Source organism: Pseudomonas sp. HP_08, assembly GCF_055284095.1.
Genome location: NZ_JBTOQC010000001.1, coordinates 472,200 through 492,284, shown reverse-complemented (window position 1 = coordinate 492,284; position 20,085 = coordinate 472,200). Strand labels below are relative to the sequence as shown.

17 protein-coding genes and 2 pseudogenes are annotated in these 20,085 nt (G+C 53.4%); 10 read left to right on the top strand and 9 right to left on the bottom strand.

What is annotated here, in order from left to right:
• Positions 1 to 64 precede the first annotated feature (64 nt).
• Positions 65 to 1,855 carry a sensor domain-containing phosphodiesterase gene (locus tag ACYAS9_RS02380; RefSeq protein ID WP_463566700.1) on the bottom strand — a complete coding sequence of 597 codons (1,791 nt, stop codon included), beginning with the start codon at positions 1,853 to 1,855 and terminating at the stop codon, positions 65 to 67.
• 260 nt (positions 1,856 to 2,115) lie between these two features.
• Between ACYAS9_RS02380 and ACYAS9_RS02375 the strand changes: the two genes are divergently transcribed.
• The 3 genes and pseudogenes from ACYAS9_RS02375 to ACYAS9_RS02365 all read left to right on the top strand — a co-directional run.
• A complete protein-coding gene (locus ACYAS9_RS02375; protein WP_463566699.1) occupies positions 2,116 to 4,035 on the top strand; it encodes an ATP-binding protein in 1,920 nt (639 codons plus the stop codon).
• A gap of 493 nt (positions 4,036 to 4,528) precedes the next feature.
• A pseudogene (locus ACYAS9_RS02370) lies at positions 4,529 to 5,566 on the top strand (PAS domain-containing protein); the annotation flags it as partial.
• Positions 5,567 to 5,611: 45 nt separating this feature from the next.
• Positions 5,612 to 5,839: pseudogene (locus ACYAS9_RS02365) on the top strand (methyl-accepting chemotaxis protein); the annotation flags it as partial.
• A 441-nt stretch (positions 5,840 to 6,280) separates the two neighbouring features.
• On the opposite strand, the gene ACYAS9_RS02360 reads toward ACYAS9_RS02365, so the two are convergent.
• Positions 6,281 to 6,613 (bottom strand): hypothetical protein, encoded by a 333-nt coding sequence (locus ACYAS9_RS02360; protein ID WP_431480365.1) that lies wholly within the window; start codon positions 6,611 to 6,613, stop codon positions 6,281 to 6,283.
• A 533-nt stretch (positions 6,614 to 7,146) separates the two neighbouring features.
• Here ACYAS9_RS02360 and ACYAS9_RS02355 point away from each other — a divergent pair.
• From ACYAS9_RS02355 to ACYAS9_RS02335, 5 genes are all read left to right on the top strand, one after another.
• Positions 7,147 to 7,683 (top strand): LasR-specific antiactivator QslA, encoded by a 537-nt coding sequence (locus ACYAS9_RS02355; RefSeq protein ID WP_083224212.1) that lies wholly within the window; start codon positions 7,147 to 7,149, stop codon positions 7,681 to 7,683.
• Between the two features lie 1,068 nt (positions 7,684 to 8,751).
• The gene (locus ACYAS9_RS02350) at positions 8,752 to 10,158 is read left to right on the top strand and encodes a YfjI family protein (protein ID WP_463566698.1); all 1,407 of its coding nucleotides are present in this window, start codon (positions 8,752 to 8,754) and stop codon (positions 10,156 to 10,158) included.
• Positions 10,145 to 10,498, top strand: a complete 354-nt coding sequence (locus ACYAS9_RS02345; RefSeq protein WP_065909783.1) for a hypothetical protein — start codon at positions 10,145 to 10,147, stop codon at positions 10,496 to 10,498. Before ACYAS9_RS02350 ends, ACYAS9_RS02345 begins: the two co-directional genes overlap by 14 nt.
• On the top strand, positions 10,482 to 11,465 hold the full coding sequence (locus tag ACYAS9_RS02340) for an integrase domain-containing protein (RefSeq protein WP_463566697.1): 984 nt from the start codon (positions 10,482 to 10,484) through the stop codon (positions 11,463 to 11,465). The genes ACYAS9_RS02345 and ACYAS9_RS02340 overlap by 17 nt, the downstream gene beginning before the upstream one ends.
• Positions 11,462 to 11,731 carry a hypothetical protein gene (locus ACYAS9_RS02335; RefSeq protein WP_065909779.1) on the top strand — a complete coding sequence of 90 codons (270 nt, stop codon included), beginning with the start codon at positions 11,462 to 11,464 and terminating at the stop codon, positions 11,729 to 11,731. The genes ACYAS9_RS02340 and ACYAS9_RS02335 overlap by 4 nt, the downstream gene beginning before the upstream one ends.
• Before the next feature lie 148 nt (positions 11,732 to 11,879).
• On the opposite strand, the gene ACYAS9_RS02330 is transcribed toward ACYAS9_RS02335, so the two are convergent.
• The 5 genes from ACYAS9_RS02330 to ACYAS9_RS02310 form a co-directional block, all read right to left on the bottom strand.
• Positions 11,880 to 13,136, bottom strand: coding sequence for an integrase domain-containing protein (locus ACYAS9_RS02330; RefSeq protein ID WP_065909778.1), 1,257 nt, complete (start codon positions 13,134 to 13,136; stop codon positions 11,880 to 11,882).
• A gap of 299 nt (positions 13,137 to 13,435) precedes the next feature.
• On the bottom strand, positions 13,436 to 14,572 hold the full coding sequence (locus ACYAS9_RS02325; protein ID WP_463566696.1) for a macro domain-containing protein: 1,137 nt from the start codon (positions 14,570 to 14,572) through the stop codon (positions 13,436 to 13,438).
• A 14-nt stretch (positions 14,573 to 14,586) separates the two neighbouring features.
• Positions 14,587 to 15,186, bottom strand: a complete 600-nt coding sequence (locus ACYAS9_RS02320; RefSeq protein WP_463566695.1) for a DUF4433 domain-containing protein — start codon at positions 15,184 to 15,186, stop codon at positions 14,587 to 14,589.
• Positions 15,187 to 15,268: 82 nt separating this feature from the next.
• Complete coding sequence (locus ACYAS9_RS02315; RefSeq protein WP_463566694.1) at positions 15,269 to 16,414, bottom strand: tyrosine-type recombinase/integrase; 1,146 nt, start codon at positions 16,412 to 16,414, stop codon at positions 15,269 to 15,271.
• 161 nt (positions 16,415 to 16,575) lie between these two features.
• The gene (locus tag ACYAS9_RS02310) at positions 16,576 to 16,896 is read right to left on the bottom strand and encodes a DNA cytosine methyltransferase (RefSeq protein WP_463566838.1); all 321 of its coding nucleotides are present in this window, start codon (positions 16,894 to 16,896) and stop codon (positions 16,576 to 16,578) included.
• 145 nt (positions 16,897 to 17,041) lie between these two features.
• Between ACYAS9_RS02310 and ACYAS9_RS02305 the strand changes: the two genes are divergently transcribed.
• Entirely contained in the window at positions 17,042 to 18,163 is a 1,122-nt protein-coding gene (locus ACYAS9_RS02305; RefSeq protein WP_463566693.1) for a putative phage abortive infection protein, read from the top strand.
• Between the two features lie 83 nt (positions 18,164 to 18,246).
• Here ACYAS9_RS02305 and ACYAS9_RS02300 read toward each other — a convergent pair whose 3' ends face one another.
• Both ACYAS9_RS02300 and ACYAS9_RS02295 read right to left on the bottom strand, forming a co-directional pair.
• Positions 18,247 to 18,558, bottom strand: coding sequence for a hypothetical protein (locus ACYAS9_RS02300; RefSeq protein WP_463566692.1), 312 nt, complete (start codon positions 18,556 to 18,558; stop codon positions 18,247 to 18,249).
• A gap of 22 nt (positions 18,559 to 18,580) precedes the next feature.
• The gene (locus tag ACYAS9_RS02295) at positions 18,581 to 18,973 is read right to left on the bottom strand and encodes a response regulator transcription factor (RefSeq protein WP_463566691.1); all 393 of its coding nucleotides are present in this window, start codon (positions 18,971 to 18,973) and stop codon (positions 18,581 to 18,583) included.
• 765 nt (positions 18,974 to 19,738) lie between these two features.
• Here ACYAS9_RS02295 and ACYAS9_RS02290 point away from each other — a divergent pair.
• Positions 19,739 to 20,041: a DUF1654 domain-containing protein gene (locus tag ACYAS9_RS02290; protein ID WP_463566690.1), complete on the top strand. Its 303-nt coding sequence runs from the start codon at positions 19,739 to 19,741 to the stop codon at positions 20,039 to 20,041.
• Positions 20,042 to 20,085: the final 44 nt, after the last annotated feature.

Sequence of the window (20,085 nt, the reverse complement as noted above, 5' to 3'; positions counted from 1 at the left end):
TCAAGCCTGCTTTTAATGACGCGATCTGAATCTCCTCCAGTCTCGTAGGCCCAGAGCGGATACGTCAGCTAGGCCGCCCAGACAACCAGGCACCCTCCTCAAACCAGGCGAGAAGCGCGACCGGGGATAATGGCTTGGCGAAGTAATATCCTTGACCCTGCTGACAGCCCCAACCTCGCAGCAGGTGGTAGTGCAGCTCCGTTTCAACTCCTTCCGCCACGACGGTCAAACGAAGATTCCGCATTAAGCTGATCAGGCTTCGGAAGATGTGCCATTCGTTGTTACCCGGCTGAAGATCAGCTAGCAGTGAACGATCGAGCTTGACGCTAGTTGCTGGAATCTGGCGCAGGTAGGCCCAGTTACTGTAACCACTGCCAAAGTCATCAATCCCAATGGCAACGCCGAGATCGCGAAAACGTTGTAACTGAACCCGCACGGCCTGGAAGTCAGTCACTAGGACGCTTTCGGTAAATTCGAGCTCAATGAATCGTGGTGCTACCTTGAAGGCTTGCAGGGCCTCGACCAACTTATCGAACAGACGTCCGTCAGTCAGATCCAGCGCCGAGACGTTCAGGGAGACAGTCATTTCCAAGCCCTTAGCGCGCCACTCTGATAGCTGCTTACAGACGCGCCGCACTACCCAGCTGGTGATGTGGCGAATAGAAGCTGTGGTTTCGGCCAGCGGGATGAATTCAGCAGGGCTAATCTCACCTAGCTTGGGATGCGACCACCGCAGCAGTGCCTCAACAGCAACGCACCGGTTGCTGGCAAGATCGACACGAGGTTGGTAGACCAGCCTGAACTGATCAACGGTGCCAAGTGCCGCTTCGATGTCATTCAGAAGTACGGTGCTGCGACGCAGGCTCGAATCGATCGCGGGATCGTAATCGAGCCAACGCCTCTCGCTTCGGCGCGCAGCATCAGTGATGCTGGACATCAGGCGCAGGATATCCTTCGGCAGGCCAGATTCGGGCTTGAGCGGCAGTACGCAGATCCCTACATCGGAGAAAACGGGGATATCCACACAGTACAGCGGCCTTTCGAACGCATGCACTATGCTGTCGGCCAGGCTGGACAGCGACAGTGTCCGGTGGTTGAGCAATGCGACAAAGCCCATAGTGCCGGAGCGGTACAAACGCGTCTCTGCGGGCAGGAACTTCAAGACCAGCTCTTTGACCGCCAGCATGAAGTTGGTGAAAAACTCGCTGCCAAGCGACTTCGCCAAACTGTCCATGCCCGATGCGGAGAGCGGCTCTATAAGGACAGCGCCCCACTCATGCTGATCAGGTGCCTGCAGAATATCTGCTTCAAAGCGCTGCCGGTTGGGTAAGCCAGTCATCGGGTCGATGTAATGCGAGCGGTGCATGGATTCCAACCGCGCCACCACAACCTGGGCCGCGTTGCGCAGAAGGGTTCGCCCTTGCTCGTCCATCGGCGCATGCGCTTTATAGTCAAGCACGCAGAGCCTGCCCAGGTTGCGCCCTGAATTGATTGTCAACGGAGCACCTGCGTAATACCGGATGAACGGAGCGCCTATTACCAAGGGGTTGCTCAAGAACCGCGGGTCAGCGACAGGGTCACATATTTCTAATATCCCCCCTTCGTCGAGACCGTGGGCGCAGAAGGATATTTCGCGCGAAGTCCGTTCAGGCTCCATGCCCACACGGGCTTTGAAAACTTGATAGTCGCGCTCGATGATGCTGACCAGCGAAGTAGGCACCTTAAAATAGCTGGAGACCATCGCCACAATGCTGTTCAGCACAGGGTCCGAGCCGCTTTCCAAGTCGGAGGTCAAACGGTCTACGTCGACCAGCCGAGCGCGTTCTTCCTCGGGCCATAAGTTGCATGTGGTCATTTCGGCTACTATTGAGTGATAAGTCGGCTGGAAATACCAAGATTAGGTGTTGATTCTATGCCTTCAGCTTATCACGGCGCCAAATTCCAACAATTATGGTTAGCCATTGCGCTGATAATCAGAAACTATAGGCCTGGTTGTGAACCGCTTAAAGCTGAAGTAGCGGTTGCCGATAATTATCTGAGGTGGCGAACCATCGCCGTATCGACTGCCGACAATTCGCACCTCAGCTCTCCGACCTGGCCCCGACGGAGCAACATTTGATCAGTATTCTCTCTCGTAGTCTTGAGTTGGTGCGCCGATTTGCACGTAATCAGCCAAGCCCTCCGGTTAGCTACGCCGGCACCGTCGTGGTGATTGCGCTTTGTGCCGCCGTGCGCGTGCAGCTTCCCTTCACAGCACTACCGTACCTGTTTTTCATACCGGGGCTTATGTTCATCGGTTTCTGTTTCGGCGTTGGCCCATCGGTCATAGGCTGCGTGCTAGCAGTGCTCACCGCACACTATTTCTTCATTGGCGAGATTGGCTTTAATGATGGCTTGACCGCCTGGGTTAGTAGCGCAAGTTTCGCATTCGTGACCTTCGGCATGGCGGTTGTTTGCGCCTTATTCCGAAGAACCTTGAGCGCCCTCTCCGATGTCAACGATCGTCTGGAGTATGAGGTCGAGCGTCGTACACTGGAGCGAGATGGTATCTGGAATGTATCCCCTGACCTAATCTGCACGCTGTCCGAGGACGGTGACGTCGTGGCGATGAATCCGGCCTGGCAAACCGAAACCGGACTTTCAGATCTAGAACTCAAGGGTGGTGCATTTTTCTGCTTCATCTCCCCCTCCCAACTGTCGGATGCCCTACTCACCTTGGGCAGAGGGGATATCGCAGAGCTCGATACCCAAGGCTCTCGCGCCAATGGCAAACCACTGCACTTGAACTGGCGAATAGCACGTCGAGAGGGGCTGTACTTTGCGGTCGCGCGGGACGTTACTCAATACAAGGAACGTCAAGAAGCGCTGGAGCAAGTGAGCTCGCAGTTGCAGCAGAGCCAGAAAATGGAAGCAGTGGGCCAGCTAACAGGTGGATTAGCCCATGACTTCAATAACCTGCTGACCGTAATCACGGGCAGCTTGGACATGCTTGACCGACGTATCGCCCAGGGCAAGCAAGAGGACCTACCACTATATGTAGGGCTCGCACGAAATGCTTCTGCCCGAGCAGCCTCTCTGACACATCGGCTGCTGGCCTACGCCCGACGTCAGCCTCTGGCGAGCTCAGTTGTCGACCTGGCGTTGCTAGCTCAAGAAATGAGGGAACTCATCAGCAGGAGCCTCACGCCGCGAATCGAACTGGAGCTATTGGCACCAGAAGAAACTTTGCTGTGCTTATGTGACGCCCACCAATTGGAAAACGCGATATTGAACCTGTGCATCAATGCGCGCGACGCTATGCCTCATGGAGGTCGGCTCCAGATCCAAATCAGCAAGGCCCGCGTTGATACCACGGATGGCGCTACAGCGCTGAACGCAGGGCAATACGCACTTTTCCGGATATCTGACACCGGGACGGGGATGCCCCAAAGCGTGCTTGAGCGCGCTTTCGACCCATTCTTCACCACCAAACCCTTGGGCTCTGGAACCGGCCTGGGCCTCTCGATGGTCTATGGCTTTGCCCAGCAATCATCGGGCGAGGCCCGGATCGAATCAGTTATGGGGAAAGGCACTACGGTGAGCCTTTTCCTGCCATTGCACCACAGTCAAGTCACAACTGTTGATGTCAGCGTACCGATCAGTATGGAACACGATTTCCAGGCACATAACGCAAGGGTAATCGTGGTCGACGACGAAGATGCTATTCGTGACCTTATTGGCGAGACGCTGGAAGAAGTCGGCTATCAAGTCACCAAGGCTGGAACCGCTGCACAAGCACTGCGGGAGCTAGCAGCAAAAGCAGAGGCAGCGTTACTGATCACGGACATCGGCCTGCCCGGCAGTATGAGTGGCGATGAATTGGCGGTGATCGCGCTCAAAAAATGCCCTACGCTCAAAGTTCTTTTCATTTCCGGCTTCTTGGAAAATGCTGTCCCGGCGATCGCACTTAAAAGCGGCCAGACCGAACTCCTGCTAAAGCCCTTTGCCCTAAAAGAGCTTAAAGCAATTGTGCAGCGTTTAATCTCTCAACGATGAGCAGGCTCGACACCTCAGGTATACGCCGAGCAATTCGCAACCTTCGTGCCTTGCCCCGCGAAGCCAATGACTGCATCTTTCAAAGTTGGCGAACTACCGCTAGCCAATCACGTTGCTCACATTGCGTTCTGCCGAGCGCTACTCCTTGATCGAATAGCCCACAGCCGCATCGACGTAGGACCGTGCAGATGCATCCTGTTGGCGCCAGAAAGCGATGGAGTGATGTGTTTCAGGTAGCCCTGTAAGCGAAGGATGGGCTTTTTGCTTGCAGAGTTTGAGCTTCAGGTCGGCAAGCGTCCGCCTTTGGCCGAATACTGCCATCACTAACGCTAGAAGCCGACCACACGCGACCTAATCGAGGTCTGTTGAGAAATCTGCTCATTCAGGGGCAATTCATAAAAAAAGAACGTGTACAAATTTAAAATTGTGTACAGCTTTTTTCTTCAGTGACGATATAGATGGCGAGGTGCCATGGATAGGGCCCGCAACAATTATGAGTCCAATTGCCATGACTACCCTTTTCGGAATGCGCCGTGATCGTCGCGCGATACAACAATTGGTGACCGCGATTACTCGCGGAGTACCGCCACAAGTAGACGGATGCGCTGAAGCTGCTGCAGTCCTTGATGCCTGGAGGGCGTTTGATTCACTCGATCGCGGTTCCAGGTCCCGTATACAGGAGCTTGAGCAGGAATTGGAAGCAGCTCGTGAGCTACTTCGCGACGCAGCATCGTCCGCTTCTGCACACGAGATCAGGTTTGACCTTGTCAACCGCGCTTCCAGCGAAGGGCTTTGGGATATGAAGGTAGTCGCCGGCGACCCCGTGAATCCTAAAAATCGTTTTTGGTGGTCTCAGCAACTACGCAACCTCCTGGGGTTCAGCGATGAGCGCGACTTCCCAAATGTTCTGGCGAGTTGGGCTGATCGCCTGCATCCGCAGGACAAGCAAGCCACTCTTGACGCTTTCACCCGCCATCTGAACGATAAATCCGGGCACACCCCTTATAAGGTGAAAAATCGGCTTGCGATGAAGGACGGCTCATACCGCTGGTTCTACGCACAAGGAGAAACGCTGCGGGATGATCGAGGTATGCCTATACGCGTAGCGGGTTCTCTGCGTGACATCCATGATCAGCTTGAGCGAGACGAAGAGCACGACGTCATCATCACCAGGTTCGAACTGGCCAGGGAAATGCTCTCGGACGGTTTGTGGGATATGGAAGTTATCGCGGGTGACCCGGTAAATCCAAAGAACCCATTCTGGTGGTCTCCTCAATTCAGACGATTGCTTGGATTTGAAACCGTGGAGGAGTTCCCAGATGTCTTGGATAGCTGGGCATCCAGGCTTCACCCGGATGATAAGGAGCAAAGCCTCAACGCATTTGGAGCTCACCTGAACGACCGGTCTGGGATGACGCCCTTTGATATCGAGTACCGGCTAAAGATGAAGAGCGGTGAATATCGATGGTTCAGAGCTCGAGGTCAGACTCGGCGCGACGCCTCCGGCTCGCCGCTTCGGGTAGTAGGGGCCCTCGTGGATGTCCATCTGCAGCACGAGCAGGAAGCGTTAAGACAGGCAGAGGTCGCGCATCAGCAGACGCTTGAGGAAAACATCGCTCAATTGTCTCAGATAGTTGGGACTATACAGAGCATTGCGAACCAGACAAATCTCCTGGCACTGAACGCGGCGATCGAGGCCGCGCGCGCTGGCGAAGCGGGTCGTGGCTTCGCGGTCGTTGCCGACGAGGTTCGCAAGCTCGCGACTCGCACTACAGAAGCAACCGAACAAGCTGCCGGAATGATCGCCCGCTAACTACTGCTCTGTTTAAGCCAAGCTGGCGCGACATTCGTCCATCTGCTCGCTGCCTCGGTACGTACTAAGTAATCTACAGTAGACAACCAACGGCAGTGAGCTCGAGCATCCATTACCCAGATATGAACCATCTGTTGGGAATTTATGCAGGGCGCTCTGTATCGTTGCTGATTATTGTAGAGCCATGAATGACCTCCGGGAAGTGACATGTCATCTGCGTCCGCTTCTGGCCGGTTTCTGCCCATCGCTACCCTCGGCTGCGGGGAGCTGGCGGTCAGTTGAGTATCGAGACTTTGGATGGAGCGTCAGTGTTAAATCCAGCCTGCGATATGATTAGCGTAACTGAGGTTTAAGGCCTCAATCGACACGAACTGGTCGGTCGGGTGACCCGTGGTAACAGAAAGCGATTTAGTGCCAAATTAGAGGGGCCGCTTACATCGACTTGACCGATACAACTTCCACAAACCTGAATTTTTTTCTGGCCGTCTTTGTAGCTTCTTGCTCCGCAACTATTGAGCTCAGCGTATCGGCCTCATGCACCATCTCGTGCATTTTGCCTTCAAATTCATTTCCCACCCGCAGCGTGACTCTCAGCCTGGGCGTGAAGCCTTTTGAGACTTTCTTTTTCTTCGCTGCGTTTACCGGTTGTACCATCACGACATCCGAGACGGTGTCGTGCACGTGTGTGTTAAATGCTGGCGCAGGGGACTGAGAATAACCGAATAGCGCCCGGCGCATCTCTTCTTCCGTCAATTCTGTATTCATAACATTTCTCAGAAGGGCGTTATGTACAACCATGCCGATTCTATCAGCGTGGTCGGACTCTGCATTATTCTTCGCTAGGTCAGACCTGAAGCGGTGGAGGGCCACCAGTCACCGTCGAGCGTCATCATCTGGCTGGCAGCTTCATTCGATGTATAGCTTATTGATACTGCATGCTTGTGTTGTCACTGCTTCACATTTACGCTTTGTCCCGTCACGGTCAATCCCGTGGCCGGGTGTCAGAACCTGAATTGTTCGAGGCGCATAGCGCCATAGCCAGCTATTAAGTGCTTACATAGGCTTAGCTGCTGCTTTTCTATGGCGGTCCGTGCGGGGCAGGCTTCGGCCTGGCCGGTTCCCTCGGACGCCGGTTTCTGACCCCCGTACGGTCCGCCACCCATTTCGTGTCAGAACGGCTGGGTGGACGGCTCCTTAACTGTCCGAGGAGATAAGGAAAATGACCTGTCCCCCTTTTAAGCTCGTGCGCCACCCTGGCCAAATGATTCAAGCTGCACAATATCTCGGAGGATTCCGCGATGTTTGATCTTTCGCTTCTCATTGGCCTACCCAAACCCAACAGCATCGATACTTCATCGCTTACCCCTGAAGATGCAGCGATTAAACTACGGCAGGCTGCAATACTTCGGCTTAATGGAGCACAGAGCGTCCTGCTTCATTTTCCACAGGATGTTGAGCTGGCGGTAGAGCTGTTGGATGACGCGGCTGTATTGTTCGACAAGGCGTTTCGATGTTTGTCCGGTATCCCAGCTCAGCGCGTTCATCAACAGGTTGGTGAGTACGTTTCTGTCCCTTCAGCTGAAGGCCGTCCTGGTCTTCGAACACCATGGGGCAATGAATTCCGCCCGATGATTGAGGACGGCGTTCGGTGCGCTGAGACCTGGCTCGATGGCTCATCATTACCGCTGTGGTGGGCACTGGCGCAAAACCGAAAGCATCATCGTCCAGGTGATCCCCAAGAAGCATTTGAAGCAGGTTTTCTGCTGCGATTGCAGCAGACGCTAATCATGCGACGTGAGGCAGTCACTTCCCAATCAACCAGCATCGATACCTGAGTTTGTAATTGACGTTTGAGACTTTGCTTTTCCCGCCAAACCCTCCGATCAAGCGATCTTGATCGCGCCGATCGGAGGGTTCACTCGCTTTTTCTTGCAGCCACCGCGTCCCTCCCTTTCATTTCAAATTTGATCAGCGCCAGCCTTCTTTTACCCGTCAGTAATTGCTCGTGATCTGTATCGGGCGCAGAGCCGTTTCAGTGTTAAAGCGGATCCTTTCGTTGGGCATGGATATAGGTATGGCGACACCGGCGACAGTGGCGACAACCCACGTAGAACATGGCCTGGAGCATGGCGACAAAAGTGGCGACAGTCGCCATTTTCTGAGCGCTTTGGCCGTGACGCTTGACCGCCTTTTCGAGTGGGTATAACAATTGGCGCACGGATCGCTGTCGTTGACAGCACCTGCCCAGGTAGCCAGAACCTTTAAGGCTACGCCACTCGCGTGGGGGTTCTTCCCCAAGTGCGATTAGCGTCCGGCGGCTCGCACGGTCACTCCCCAAGAGTGATGGATGCCTACTCGACCAATCTGCCCATTGCGGCAGACGATGGACCTACCTCGCTGCATTGCAGCAACCTCACCTCTTGGCACACTTCGCTGCGCCAATCCGCGCCCGTCTCTTTCTTCTGGAAAGAGACGGGCGCTCGTACCACTGCTGCAAGCCACGTTGTACAGGGCATTGCCGCACCTCTCCTCGTGACAATCGACCTGACAAATCCGATTCGTCGCCATCCGCAACGACACAGGCACCGGTGCCGCAGCCAATGGAAAGGCTGCATCTGACTGACAGTCAGGCATGCCCCAGGTGTCCATGTCGTTGCCTTCTCCTACTCCAGATCTCCAGGTGCCGAACTCGTCAGTCGGCACAGCCTCTACCCGCCCGCATCTTCGGATGCGACTAAGGAGGCCAGATTCATGGGGTTATGCCCTCGCTCCCGGTTGTAAGGAGCCGTTCGTTCCGCGTCAGTGAACACCTCACAGGCCGCAGGGGCCTTGATCCCTGATAACACTCAACAGTCGTGGCGGGACTACGTGAGGACAACTAGCAATGATTGAGGAGAGGGCCCATGCAGCAGTTAGATCCGAAGCTTGAACTACCACGACCACCTCGACCGTTGATTGAGTCGAACCCCGTGCCCCAGCCTTATCCCGTGCAGGCACTGGGTGGGATTCTCGGGATTGCGGTGGAGCGCATGGCCGAGGTCATCGGCGTGCCCCAAGCACTGGCAGCGCAATCGGTGTTGGCCGCCTCGGCCCTGGCTACCCAAGGTCATGCCGGCTTACAGCTCGACGGGAGAAATTATCCCCTGTCGCTGTACCTGATCACGGTGGCAGCTTCGGGGGATCGTAAAACGGCGGCAGACCGATCTGCATTACTGCCAGCACGGCAATGGGAGCGAGAGCAGTGGCAGCGCTACCGTGAACAACTCGCCCGGTACCGTGTCGCGCAGCGACAGGCGCAGCTTATCAATGCTCGAGATCCCGACCCCACAAACGGCGTACCGCTTGAAGCAGAGCCCTCTGCACCTAGGCTGATCACCACCGATCCAACTATCGAGGCCCTGATCAAGGGACTCTGCCATGACTTGCCGAGCATGGGCCTGTTCTGTGACGAGGGGGGGCAATTCCTCGGTAGCAGCACCATGAGTCGAGATAACCGTTTGAAAGCGGTTACGACCTTGTCGTCACTCTGGGACGGCAGTCCGATAGATCGCGCGCGGTCTATGGCGGGTGAAAGCTTGCGAGCTTACGATCGACGCTTAAGCCTGCACCTGATGCTGCAACCGTATCTAGCCATGCAGTTACTCAGTGACCCATTGCTGCAGGAGCAAGGCATTCTCGGTCGCTGCCTCATCACCTGGCCCACCAGCCTGGCCGGACAACGCAGTTACCAGTCTGTCGACTTGTCCAAAGACCCCGCACTAAAGCGATATCACCACCGTCTTTCGGCCCTGTTTCATCAGCCTTGGTCACTTTCCGCTGACGGTGCCTTGCGGCTATCACCGCTGACACTCAGCCCGTTAGCCCGCCGTCGCTGGATTGATTTGCATGATGCTATCGAAGCTCAACTGGGTGAGTTTGGTGAGCTGGCCAGCGTGCGGCCCAGCGGTTCGAAGGCCGCCGACAACCTGTTGCGCGTCGCCGGCATTTTGGCCGTCGTGGAGGAGAGCAGTGTTGTGGAGGTCGATCACATCCAGCGAGCCTCAACCTTAGTTGGCTATTACCTCACCGAGATCCAGCGCTTGACCGAACAGGAGCCGGTGTGCCGAGTAAAAGAGGAGGCAGACCGGCTGCTGCGCTGGCTGCAGGTCAAGAATTGGAAGCGCTTCAGTATTCGAGAGCTGAATCGCAACGGTCCTCGCTTTGCCCGTAAGAGTAGTCGTCATGCCGCCAAGCTGTTGGTCGAGTTGATTGATCATCAGTGGCTGAGCACTGACGGTTGTACCTTCGAGGTGCGCCATGTTCAATCTTGATGAAGCGCTGCGCAACCACCTAGCTCAGCGCCAAAAGGAGCCGAAAGCGCGGTTTGTCGCCGTGACTGTCGCCACTTTGTCGCCACGCTCAAAGCCAGGCAGGACAAGGGTTGTCGCCGGTGTCGCCGGTGTCGCCACCCCCCATAAAGCTATCACCTCGCCGACAGCCATCATCCAATGGTTGAAAGAGGAGGGCGCGCATCTCTACGTCTCCGATAACAGGCTGTGTTTTCGTCCGACGGATTGGGCCCAGCTCGCCATCGTGAGTGCGCACTGGCAAGCCCTTTTGCATGATCTCGCTGCAGTCGATCAGGAACAGAAAAATGGCTCGGGTCGGTAAGCGAGCGGGACGTAATTTTGGCTTCGGTCGCCAGCTCAGCTATGCCGGACCGCAAGCGCTGAAAGATCTGTTTGGCGACGGCCATTTTGCTACCGTCAAAGCCCATAGCGATCGCTGGCAGGCATTCGTGCGTTGGTGTCGATCCGAGGAAGGGCCAAGGCTCAATGACGCGCGACAGATCGACCGCGAGATCCTTATGCGGTACGCCTTCCATTTGCGCGAGCAGGTTGATCAGGGCAACGTCGGCATCGCCACCGCGCAGAACCGCCTGTCCAGCGTGAACCGAACGATGGCCGCGCTGCGCGGTGATCAGTACGTCAAAATCCCCAGTCCGAGCAAGGCGCTTGGCTTGCAGCGCTCAGGTGTGCGTAGTGAGGCCCCGCAAGGCCAAGACCGTGTCCAGGTCGAGTTGATTGCACAGGCGTTGTCAGAGCGAGGCCAGCAATCGAGGGTGAGTGCCATTGTGCTCCTTGCTCGGGAGACCGGCATGCGCCTGCGTGAAGCGATCTTGGCGGACTTGCCCCGGCTGCAACGTGAGGCTCGGCAACTGGGCAAGATCAATATCCAGGACGGCACCAAAGGCGGCCGATCAGGCGCATCGGCACCGCGTTGGATTGCGGTCACGGATCAAGTTCGTGGCGCCCTCGACAGGGCCAGCGAGGCTTCACCCAAGGGCAGTCGGAATCTGTTAACACCTGATGAAAGCTACAAAGATTTCTTACAGACAATCGTGCGACCGGGACGGGACATCCTGCATGAGCATGGATTGAAAGGCTTTCATGAACTGCGGGCGGCTTACGCCTGTGAGCGCTATGAGCAACTGACCGGCTTCTCCGCGCCCATCAATGGCGGTCGTGGTCATCGAGAGGATCGAGCACTCGATCAGCGTGCACGCCAGCAGATCAGCCACGAGTTGGGGCATAACCGCATCGACGTGGTGAGTGTCTACATCGGAGGTCGTCGATGAAGTCCGAGTTCGATATGGCGTTGTTTCTGAGTCCCGTGCTCAAAGGTGCGCATGCCACGCGGCAGCGGCATATCAGGCAGGCAGAAAGGATGCACGAGGCGATTCGTGAGCGCTGGAGTTGTGCGACCCCCTGGTCCTGGAAGGAAAAGCACACCAGATGGTTTTTTGAGCACTATCTGCGTTGCTCAGCACCAGCGACCGTCTATTACTATGAGTTAACAGCAGGGCTGATCCGCCGCAGAAAGGCGCAACTCGTGGTTGTCTGATAGACGCTTTTAAGTGTGAGCCCCTGAGTATGGGAATGCGGAGCCTTCCCATACTCAGGGGCTTGGCCGAAGAAGCGCAGGCATGCGGCAGATTTAGCGACAGTCGCCACTTCAGTCGCCCTGCTGCACGGCACGGATTGTCGGCGGCTCAGCGTATCGGCACGACGTTACGGTCCCTAGTTTGATTGATGGCGGATGCCGACAGGCTTCCGGTGGCTGCCTTCTGGATATGTTCACTCCACCAGGCCATCATCGGACGCCGGCGTTCGATGTAATCCGCCCGGTTGTAGGCGCTTCGAACTTCGTCTTTATCGACATGCGCCAGTGCGACTTCGATCAGTTCCGGATCCCATCCATGCTCGTTCAGGATTGTACTGGCCATGGAGCGCATGCCGTGGCTGACCAAGCGGTCCTGGAAACCCATCCGCTTCAACGCCATGTTGGCTGTTTGGCTATTCGCATGGGTGCGCGGGTTTCTATCTGACGGGAACACATATTCCCTGTGGCCGCTATGGGGTTTAAGCGTCTCCAATAATGAGAGTGCATGTTCGGTCAGCGGGATTGTATGCGGACGCCGCTTTTTCATTCGCTCCGGAGGGATGGTCCAGATGCGTTTGTCGAAGTCGATATCTGCCCATCGAGTGGTGGCCGCCTCGGCGGGGCGGGTCATGGTATGAAGTTGCCATTCGATCAGGCAGCGGGTCGTCCGCTTGATACTGGCGTTCGCGATTTCCATCATGAGCTCCGGAAGCTCATCAGGTGGCAGCGCGGCCATATTTTCTTTCTTGGGTTTCTTAAATACCGCTCGAATGCCGCTGAGAGGGTTGGCAAAGATCATTCCAGAATTGACCCCGTAGGTCATGATCTCGTTAAGGCGCTGGCTCACTCGCTTAACTGTCTCGAGGCTGCCTTTGGCCTCAATCGGACGAAGGAGCTTGATGACCATTGGGGCGCTGACTTCCGAGAGAGGCGTTGATTTCATGCTCGGAAAAACATGTAGTGTGAGGGAGCGCCAAATGTCTTCGGCATAAGCCGGCGTGACGGAATCCTTTTTCAGCTCGAACCAGGCGGTGGCCACGTTCTCGAAGGTGTGTTCCGTTTCCGCTCGTTTGGCTTCCTGCAGCTCATTGCGCTGAGCCTTTGGGTCGATGCCCTGTGCAAGCAGCTCTCTGGCCTCAACGGTTTTCTTCCTCGCTTGCGCAAGAGAAACCTCGGGATAAGAGCCGAGTGCCATGTTGATTCGATTTTTGGTGACCGGATGCCGGTAGTTGAAATTCCATTGCATCGAGCGATTGACCCTGACTCGCAGTTGTAGCCCGTCGCCATCCGTGAGGACGTAATCCTTGTCTTTCGGTTTGACCGTCTTGAGCTGGCGGTCGGAGAGGCGGGTGGTTTGAGCGCACATGAGAAGTACTCCATGACACCTTTTGGTATTCCCAAGATTAGCGCCGGGCAGCCGGGAATACCATTGGGAATACCAAACTGCCTGGAACTCAAAAAGCCTGAAAAGCCTCCCGTAGCCCTGAAACCCCCGTATTTACCGGATTTCAGGCACAAAAAAAGACGTCCGTGGACGTCTTTAGATGATGAAGTGGTGGAGCCGGGGGGATTTGAACCCGCAGCAAAGGCCCGAATTACCGGGGCTGCAGGCTTAAAGTTGTCATAAAGCTGTCATTCAGCGTGGATTTCTAGAAGCTGTCAACGCTAGATATGAGTCTTGGAATTTTCTAAAACAAGGTAGTCATTCCTACTGACGCCTATCCAGCCTAAACTGACCAAATTTCGAACTGATATCGCAACTGATTCGCGCTTGCCCTCAACGCTCCAAGATTTTTTCCGCTCCAGGACAGAGTCAAGAATCTCACGCTCAGTAACTGTACAACCACTGTTATTTTTTTTGAGCTCTCGCACGGCCTGAAAAATTGTCGTCGCCTCTTCGGCTTGCTCCGTATTTTTTATTCTGCTAAATAAGTCAACAGCTTTGGCTATTTTCTTCTTGTTGATGTCTAAAAGCTTTTTAGACTTTGCTCTCGCATTAAGATACTCGGGCCCTGTCTTTAATATGTTCTTTCTTCCCGATTGAGACTCAATCAGTAAGTTTGCATTTGCTAAAGTTCCTAGTAGCTTCTGAATTTGGTCTGAAAGTGGCCCTTGGTTTGACTTCTTAAATTCCAGCTCCGTATCTACTCCTAAAGCGGTCACTGCGTAGCATATGCTTTGGAATATTGTTCTTCCAACTTGATTTACATATGGTTTGGATTCAAGGTTGTGAAGTACTTCAAGCAGAACTATCCAGTTGGGGTTGAGTTTTTGATTTTTGGAGCCTTTATAGTCTTCTTCATCAAATAGTTTTGCTTGATTTGGATTAAGGAAGTTAGTCGAAAGCTGGCCGGTAGGCGTGCCGAATGGGGCATAGATTTCTATGGGGATATCTAACTTTGATAAAGCTCGGTACATTACCGGCCCTACGATTTCCCATTCCAGTCCTCCATTTCCGCACCCTAATGGCGGAAAAGCAATTGAAGTTATGCCCCATTCCTTATATCTGCTAGCAAATACTCCAAGACCTTTTTCGATATCTGATAACTTTGAGGCGGATTTCCAGTGTCCTTTCGTTGGGAAGTTTACTATGGATGTTCCTATCATGTCGGTGTATAAATATGGTACACCTGGTTCTACAAGCTTTTGAGAACACCTTTTCTCATAGTCTTTCATAAGGCCAGGCCAGCGCTTCTTAAACTCAAGCGCCACACCCTTGCCCATGACTCCGACACAATTCACAGTATTGACCAGTGTTTGCGCTTCACTACGAAACATGTCGCCTATAAGAACTTTGATCACGTTTTTACCTAATGTTACTTAAAGAAAAGATAAGCATTGGACATCACGGGTAGTCGCCAGTTCAGTCCATTAAGAATTGTCTCTAGTTTTTGTTTGGTTTGAGCGTCTGCGGTGTAAAAACCGACAATGTAGTTGGTGGGGACAACCTTGGGAATCAAAGCTTCTGCGCATTTCACTGCTTTTTTGCGAAAGCCAGTGACTTGATCGTCATCATCCCACCAATCAGCAAAAACGTAATCAAAATTTATATTTTCCATTCCTTGAGGGGAAGGATAAAAGCTAACCCAGTCTGCAGCTGCATTCTGATCACTTACGACAGCTCCTGGTATCCTAAGTGCATTCAAGCTGATACGAATGACGCACAAGTCTTGCCAAATGTCCTTTCTTCGATACATCATGGGGTTGCGGGCATTAAAGTATAAGTTTGCATACTGATGCAGCCGTAAACCGTTAGGAACACTTTTGCCTACCCTACGGTCTTGGATTTCTTGTAGTGCTACCGATTTGTGCTCTATTTTTTCTGCACTGTCGTGACACAGGATTCCATGCTTAGCGACAGATTGGATATTTTCTACTGGCATGATGCAATGCAGTTCAACTACGCGATGGCTCATGGGTATCCCTTCCTTGATTGGCGTAAGCACACAATATCCCAAAAATGGCAATTTGCCGCTAGTCATTCGGATAGGTTTTTTTTCACCTCGAAAATATTTCAACTGCCCTGCATCCTGCCGAGTCAATCGCTGATGGCATCCATCTGCCATACACTCTTGCAATCATGGTCCAATCGCTATGTCCCATCTGTTGGGCAACCCACATTGGGTGCTCGCCTGCTGATAGCATCATCGAAGCATAGGTATGCCGGGTTTGATACGGCCTGCGATACCTGACCCCAGCCTTGTTCATAGCGGGCACCCACATGGTTTTTCGGATCGGTCCATCACCAGTCCAGCGCTGAAGCGTTCGCGGGTTCTGAAACACCTCGGCATCAGCCAAAAAGGTATGCACTTTCTGCGCCTTCAACGCTTCCAACGCTGGCCTGAGTAGTTTTACCGCGCGCCGACCCGATGCTGTCTTGGTGACCTCGGCCGCACCCTTGCCGGCCTGAGTCATAGCCCGACTGACCATCACTTCTTCCCGAAACCAATCAATATCACTCCACTCCAGGGCTACCAGTTCGCTGGTCCGCAGCCCAGTCCACAGAGCGAACTGCACCTGGTTGCGCGCCTGCCCGCTCAGTGCAGCCAGAATTGCCTGCTGCTCCTCAGGACTGAAAGGGTCTACATCATCTTCCTTGGGCGGCGCCTCCTTGCGCGAGTACGTCCAGCCGGCCAGCGGGTTGGTACTGATCAACTCTTCTTCTGCTGCATCGGTCAGCGCAGAACGTAGACAGCTTTGAATATTCCTTAGGGTCTTGTTGCCTACCTCAAGACTCCCCAGCCAATCCCTCACGTCCTTTCTTTTCAAATCAACCATCATCATCTTGCCTAAAGCCGGTTTGAGTCTCAGGCGCACAATTTTTTCATAGCCATCAAACGTGCTGCTCGACACATGCCTTTTTTTGTCATCAAGCCAACGGGTCAGGTATCCGGCTATCGTTTCCTGGCTCGCCTCCGGTGCGAATTTTGCCGCCCTGGGTGATCCTGGAAAGGTCACCGAGTAGTCAAAAGCGCCAATAGATATCGCGTGTTCGATTGCGGCTTTGTGCTGCTCTGCTTTTTTCAGGTTAGTGGCGGTGGGCTTGAGCGAGATGCGCTCGCGGCACCGGACGCCCCGATACATGAACGTGATTTCGATACTCGAATCGGAGACCGCCCGAACTCCCCGCCCGTCTCTGCCCATGCTTCATAACCCTCCACGTCTATAAGCGTCCGGCCGTCCGGCGCCTTGATCCAGATGTATCCCAGCCGCCAGATCCCGTCCCGAATCTTGGAGCGGATGGCGTCTTCGGTGTAGCCAGATTCGCTGGCAAATTTTTTGATTGTCATGTACCGCATCTGCGTTCACCATCTAGCTTTGTCGCGTACGACGTTAAATTGGTCGTCTAAGAACTCTTTACGCATAGCGATTCCCAAGCGTTGAGAAGGCGCACCTAGGATTGCACCTAGTAAATCCAAGTATTTAATTGTTAGAGCGCCATGAGTATCTGCAAGGCCGGCGCGCATACCAGCTGCGCTGAACGTTTGGCAAGGCGTTCTGCCGATCAGAAGATCAGCAGCAGCGATGGAGCCCGTTAGCGCCCTGACAGCAAGACGAGTCATATCGCCGTGGCTGAGGATGTTGGGGTAGTGATGAGCTAATACCGCGCACGGAAATGGCTCGATCTCTGAGTACTAAGCAGCTTGGATGTCGATGGGATCCCAATTTACCGTTGCTGCTTCAATGCCACTGCAGACGCTTCCATAATTAATGGCCAAAGCTGGTCCTCAAAGGTATTATCTGATCTTCTATAAAATCAAGGAAAGATCTATGTTTGAATGGATTATGTCGTTTCGTGCTGAAGGTATTTTGCTTTTTCTGCTTGTTGCGGCATTTTTTTTTGGGGCAAGATTTCTTCGTGCTAAGTCTGCTGTATCTCAAGCCGACTTAACTGAGTGGGAAGCACCAAGCCGTAGAAAGAAGGTCGATGCTGTTTTTGTTGCGACTTTAATGGTTTTGATTGTTGGTGCGGTGTGCACAGCTATTATTATGAGTGCTGTTTTTTACCACTTTCAACTTGGGCAAGATATCCCTTTTTTAGCGGTTAAGAATAAAGATTCCGCCGCGTACTGGGGGCAGATAGGCGATTTTATTGGTGGTGTATTAAATCCTGTATTGAGTTTTGTGGCTTTGCTGGCTGTAATTATAAACTTGAACATGCAGAGAAAAGAGCTTGAGCTGGCTAGGAAAGATGCTTCCGAAAGCCGCCACATACAAAATAAGCAAAGCGCAATCTTAGATAAGCAAAGTTTTGAAACTGTTTTCTTCAAGCTTTTGGACGTTCACTCAAGGCTGGCTGGCTCTATTCAAATACGAGGTGCTCATGCGTCAGCACCTAAGCGTAAAGGGAGTGATGCCTTTAAGGCAATTGAAAAAAAACATCTAAACTTTTCCAGTTGGCTTCCGTCTTTGGAGGACGATGGTAAATCAGCAATGTTGGCGTCTTCTCGTGCGATGATGGAAAATTATAGCGATGAGTTGGGGCATTATTTTCGCAATATGTATCAGGTTTTGAAATACGTTGACGGCTTTGGTCAAGATGCACTGCGATCTAGGAAATATGGAGCATACATTACTCTAAAAAGAGCTATTGAGAACTATTCAGCGCAGAGAGCATATTCTAACATGCTCCGAGCGCAGTTGAGCCCTTCAGAGGTGTCAGTGATTTATTTAAATTGCCTAACCCCAAAAGGAGCAGGGCTAAAGTACTATGTCGAAAAATTTTCACTTTTAAAAGACTTTGAGCGAAGCTCCATTTCTGGATGGCCTGGCGCGTTAGGTCTTTTCAATGAACTTGCCTATGCGGACTCTGAAAGCATAAGTAACACAAAGCTCAGGGCAATCATTGAAATGCATATCTATAAGCGAGATTCAAGCGAGCCCTCTGTTTGAGGGCCGTTTACTATCTCTTCATTCATACTATATTTCATAGCTGCTAAGCTCAACGAAAAGGAACAGCGCTGCTGAATCGCTGATCATTGGGACATACGAGATTTTTGGCGGGGCAGCAGGCGCTGTGATGCGCCTCGCTCCATAGCGTCGGCATAAACCAGGGCGGCGCGATAGCTAAAGCAGAAGCCCACGACCCGTCCAGTTTTGCGGTCGTAGATGTGAAAGGCTTTTGCCTTGTTTTTGATCTGAAAGCGCACGGCAGGTTCCAGCTTAGGCGGAGTTCTACCGGTCTTCGAATAAAACTCCTTGGTAGCTAGATTTGCCCTGGCTTGCATAGCCGCCTGCGCCTCTGCAGCCACCCGTACGGATGCCGAGAGGTTGATGAGCTGTGTCATTGTTCAGTCCTTCGGAAACAGCCTATGCAATCGAGATGCAAGGCCTGGCTTTGATAGCGCCCTTGCGGGCTAGCTTTACTTCGAACACTGCCATGCGCCGCTCGGTATTTCGCTCCCGGCGCATGTCGTCGTTTGTTGAATGGATAGCAATCAGCACAGCTAGCATCACGCACATATGCGTAATGATCTGGCGTTGCATTGCCTCAGCTACAAGCGCCGCACGGCGCGGCACTCCGAGCTTGAACATTGCTGCTGTCAAGCGCTTCTCTACGGTCCCTTTCGCGATTTTGATGCGAAGGGATATCTCTTTTGCTGTCATGCCTTGGGCAACTCCCAGCACGCACTCCAGCTCCCTAGGCGCAAGGCCGCGCCCAAGATGGCCAGTCCATGTACCGCTTGTTATCGTCGATTCCATGATGCTTATCTCGGTTTAGCGCTTTCCATAGCACGGCGAAATTCAATTACCAGAGCTGTGGGAAGAACGGTATTTCTGTATTGGCTTCCTTGGACTGCATTGGTCGGGCGCCAGTGAAGATGACCAAACCCCCGCGCAGGTCTCGAAGGATGGTGCCTGCCCGTGCGGTGTGGGAAGGGAGGGTGGAGGGCAGCTATACCGGGCTTCAAGCTCGGCATATGTTTTTTGAGCTTCTCAATCAGATCCACCGTTCAGCGTCTCTCTGGAAGGGGCGTGGCCAGGTGTAGGGCGCTTTGCAAGTTGCCTTTCTCGATAGCCATGTAATGCGTTTAGCCTTTGAATACCATGATGTCGATGGTTTGCTAGGGCTTTCGGAAAAGGGTTGCTCAGGGTGACTTCACGCCTGGCCCGCGTGAGCAGGTCAGCTAGTGAAATTTTGTTTTACCACTGGCACGGCATAGCGGGTCATTCACTCGGCTCGAGCCTTTCGCTCTAGTCAGCCGTCGGTGGTCATTGCGTTGGTTGCCTTTCGGGGCAATCTGATCTCCGGTCGCCGTAGAGGCGGTGCCGTATTTTTTATTTAGCGCTAATTGTTAAAGAGCGAGTCGACTGAGCCCCTCGTGAAGATTTTTGGCGTCGAGAAGGTAAGTTAACCATCGGTATATCTTTCAGTCAATACCGATGGTTAACTTATTTTGTGTGAGTATGGGGTATGCTCCCTTTATGACTGGATGGATGTACAGCTATGAGGTGGCAATGGCTTAAATGGCTAAGCAGAAGAAACCCGAACCTCAGCCTCGCCCAGAATTGAGCGCTATAGAGCGCTTGAGTTTGCGGGTGTCGGGAATGATCAACTCGCCCAGAGCGCAGGAACGGTGCTCAGCTGCTGTTCGCCAGCTGAATACTGATACTGACGAGGTCTGGAATGAGGTAATGATGATGCTGGGAGACACGTATGGTGTCAGCCTGACGTTTCAGGATGATGGGGATGTGCTGATCGAGTGGGAAAGGCCGACTGACGAGGATCGTCAGCTCGAAGTGGAAGAGCTGGGAGCAATTGATGAGTAGGTGCCGTTTTGAACGACAGAATTTTGATAGTCGGCTATGGTCTG

Bases quoted from the DNA above. Each gene is read 5' to 3' on its own strand.
- ACYAS9_RS02380 (WP_463566700.1), bottom strand. From the start codon at position 1,855: ATGACCACATGCAACTTATGGCCCGAGGAAGAACGCGCTCGGCTGGTC.
- ACYAS9_RS02360 (WP_431480365.1), bottom strand. From the start codon at position 6,613: ATGAATACAGAATTGACGGAAGAAGAGATGCGCCGGGCGCTATTCGGT.
- ACYAS9_RS02355 (WP_083224212.1), top strand. From the start codon at position 7,147: ATGTTTGATCTTTCGCTTCTCATTGGCCTACCCAAACCCAACAGCATC.
- ACYAS9_RS02350 (WP_463566698.1), top strand. From the start codon at position 8,752: ATGCAGCAGTTAGATCCGAAGCTTGAACTACCACGACCACCTCGACCG.
- ACYAS9_RS02345 (WP_065909783.1), top strand. From the start codon at position 10,145: ATGTTCAATCTTGATGAAGCGCTGCGCAACCACCTAGCTCAGCGCCAA.
- ACYAS9_RS02340 (WP_463566697.1), top strand. From the start codon at position 10,482: ATGGCTCGGGTCGGTAAGCGAGCGGGACGTAATTTTGGCTTCGGTCGC.
- ACYAS9_RS02335 (WP_065909779.1), top strand. From the start codon at position 11,462: ATGAAGTCCGAGTTCGATATGGCGTTGTTTCTGAGTCCCGTGCTCAAA.
- ACYAS9_RS02330 (WP_065909778.1), bottom strand. From the start codon at position 13,136: ATGTGCGCTCAAACCACCCGCCTCTCCGACCGCCAGCTCAAGACGGTC.
- ACYAS9_RS02320 (WP_463566695.1), bottom strand. From the start codon at position 15,186: ATGAGCCATCGCGTAGTTGAACTGCATTGCATCATGCCAGTAGAAAAT.
- ACYAS9_RS02315 (WP_463566694.1), bottom strand. From the start codon at position 16,414: ATGGGCAGAGACGGGCGGGGAGTTCGGGCGGTCTCCGATTCGAGTATC.
- ACYAS9_RS02305 (WP_463566693.1), top strand. From the start codon at position 17,042: ATGTTTGAATGGATTATGTCGTTTCGTGCTGAAGGTATTTTGCTTTTT.
- ACYAS9_RS02300 (WP_463566692.1), bottom strand. From the start codon at position 18,558: ATGACACAGCTCATCAACCTCTCGGCATCCGTACGGGTGGCTGCAGAG.
- ACYAS9_RS02295 (WP_463566691.1), bottom strand. From the start codon at position 18,973: ATGGAATCGACGATAACAAGCGGTACATGGACTGGCCATCTTGGGCGC.
- ACYAS9_RS02290 (WP_463566690.1), top strand. From the start codon at position 19,739: ATGGCTAAGCAGAAGAAACCCGAACCTCAGCCTCGCCCAGAATTGAGC.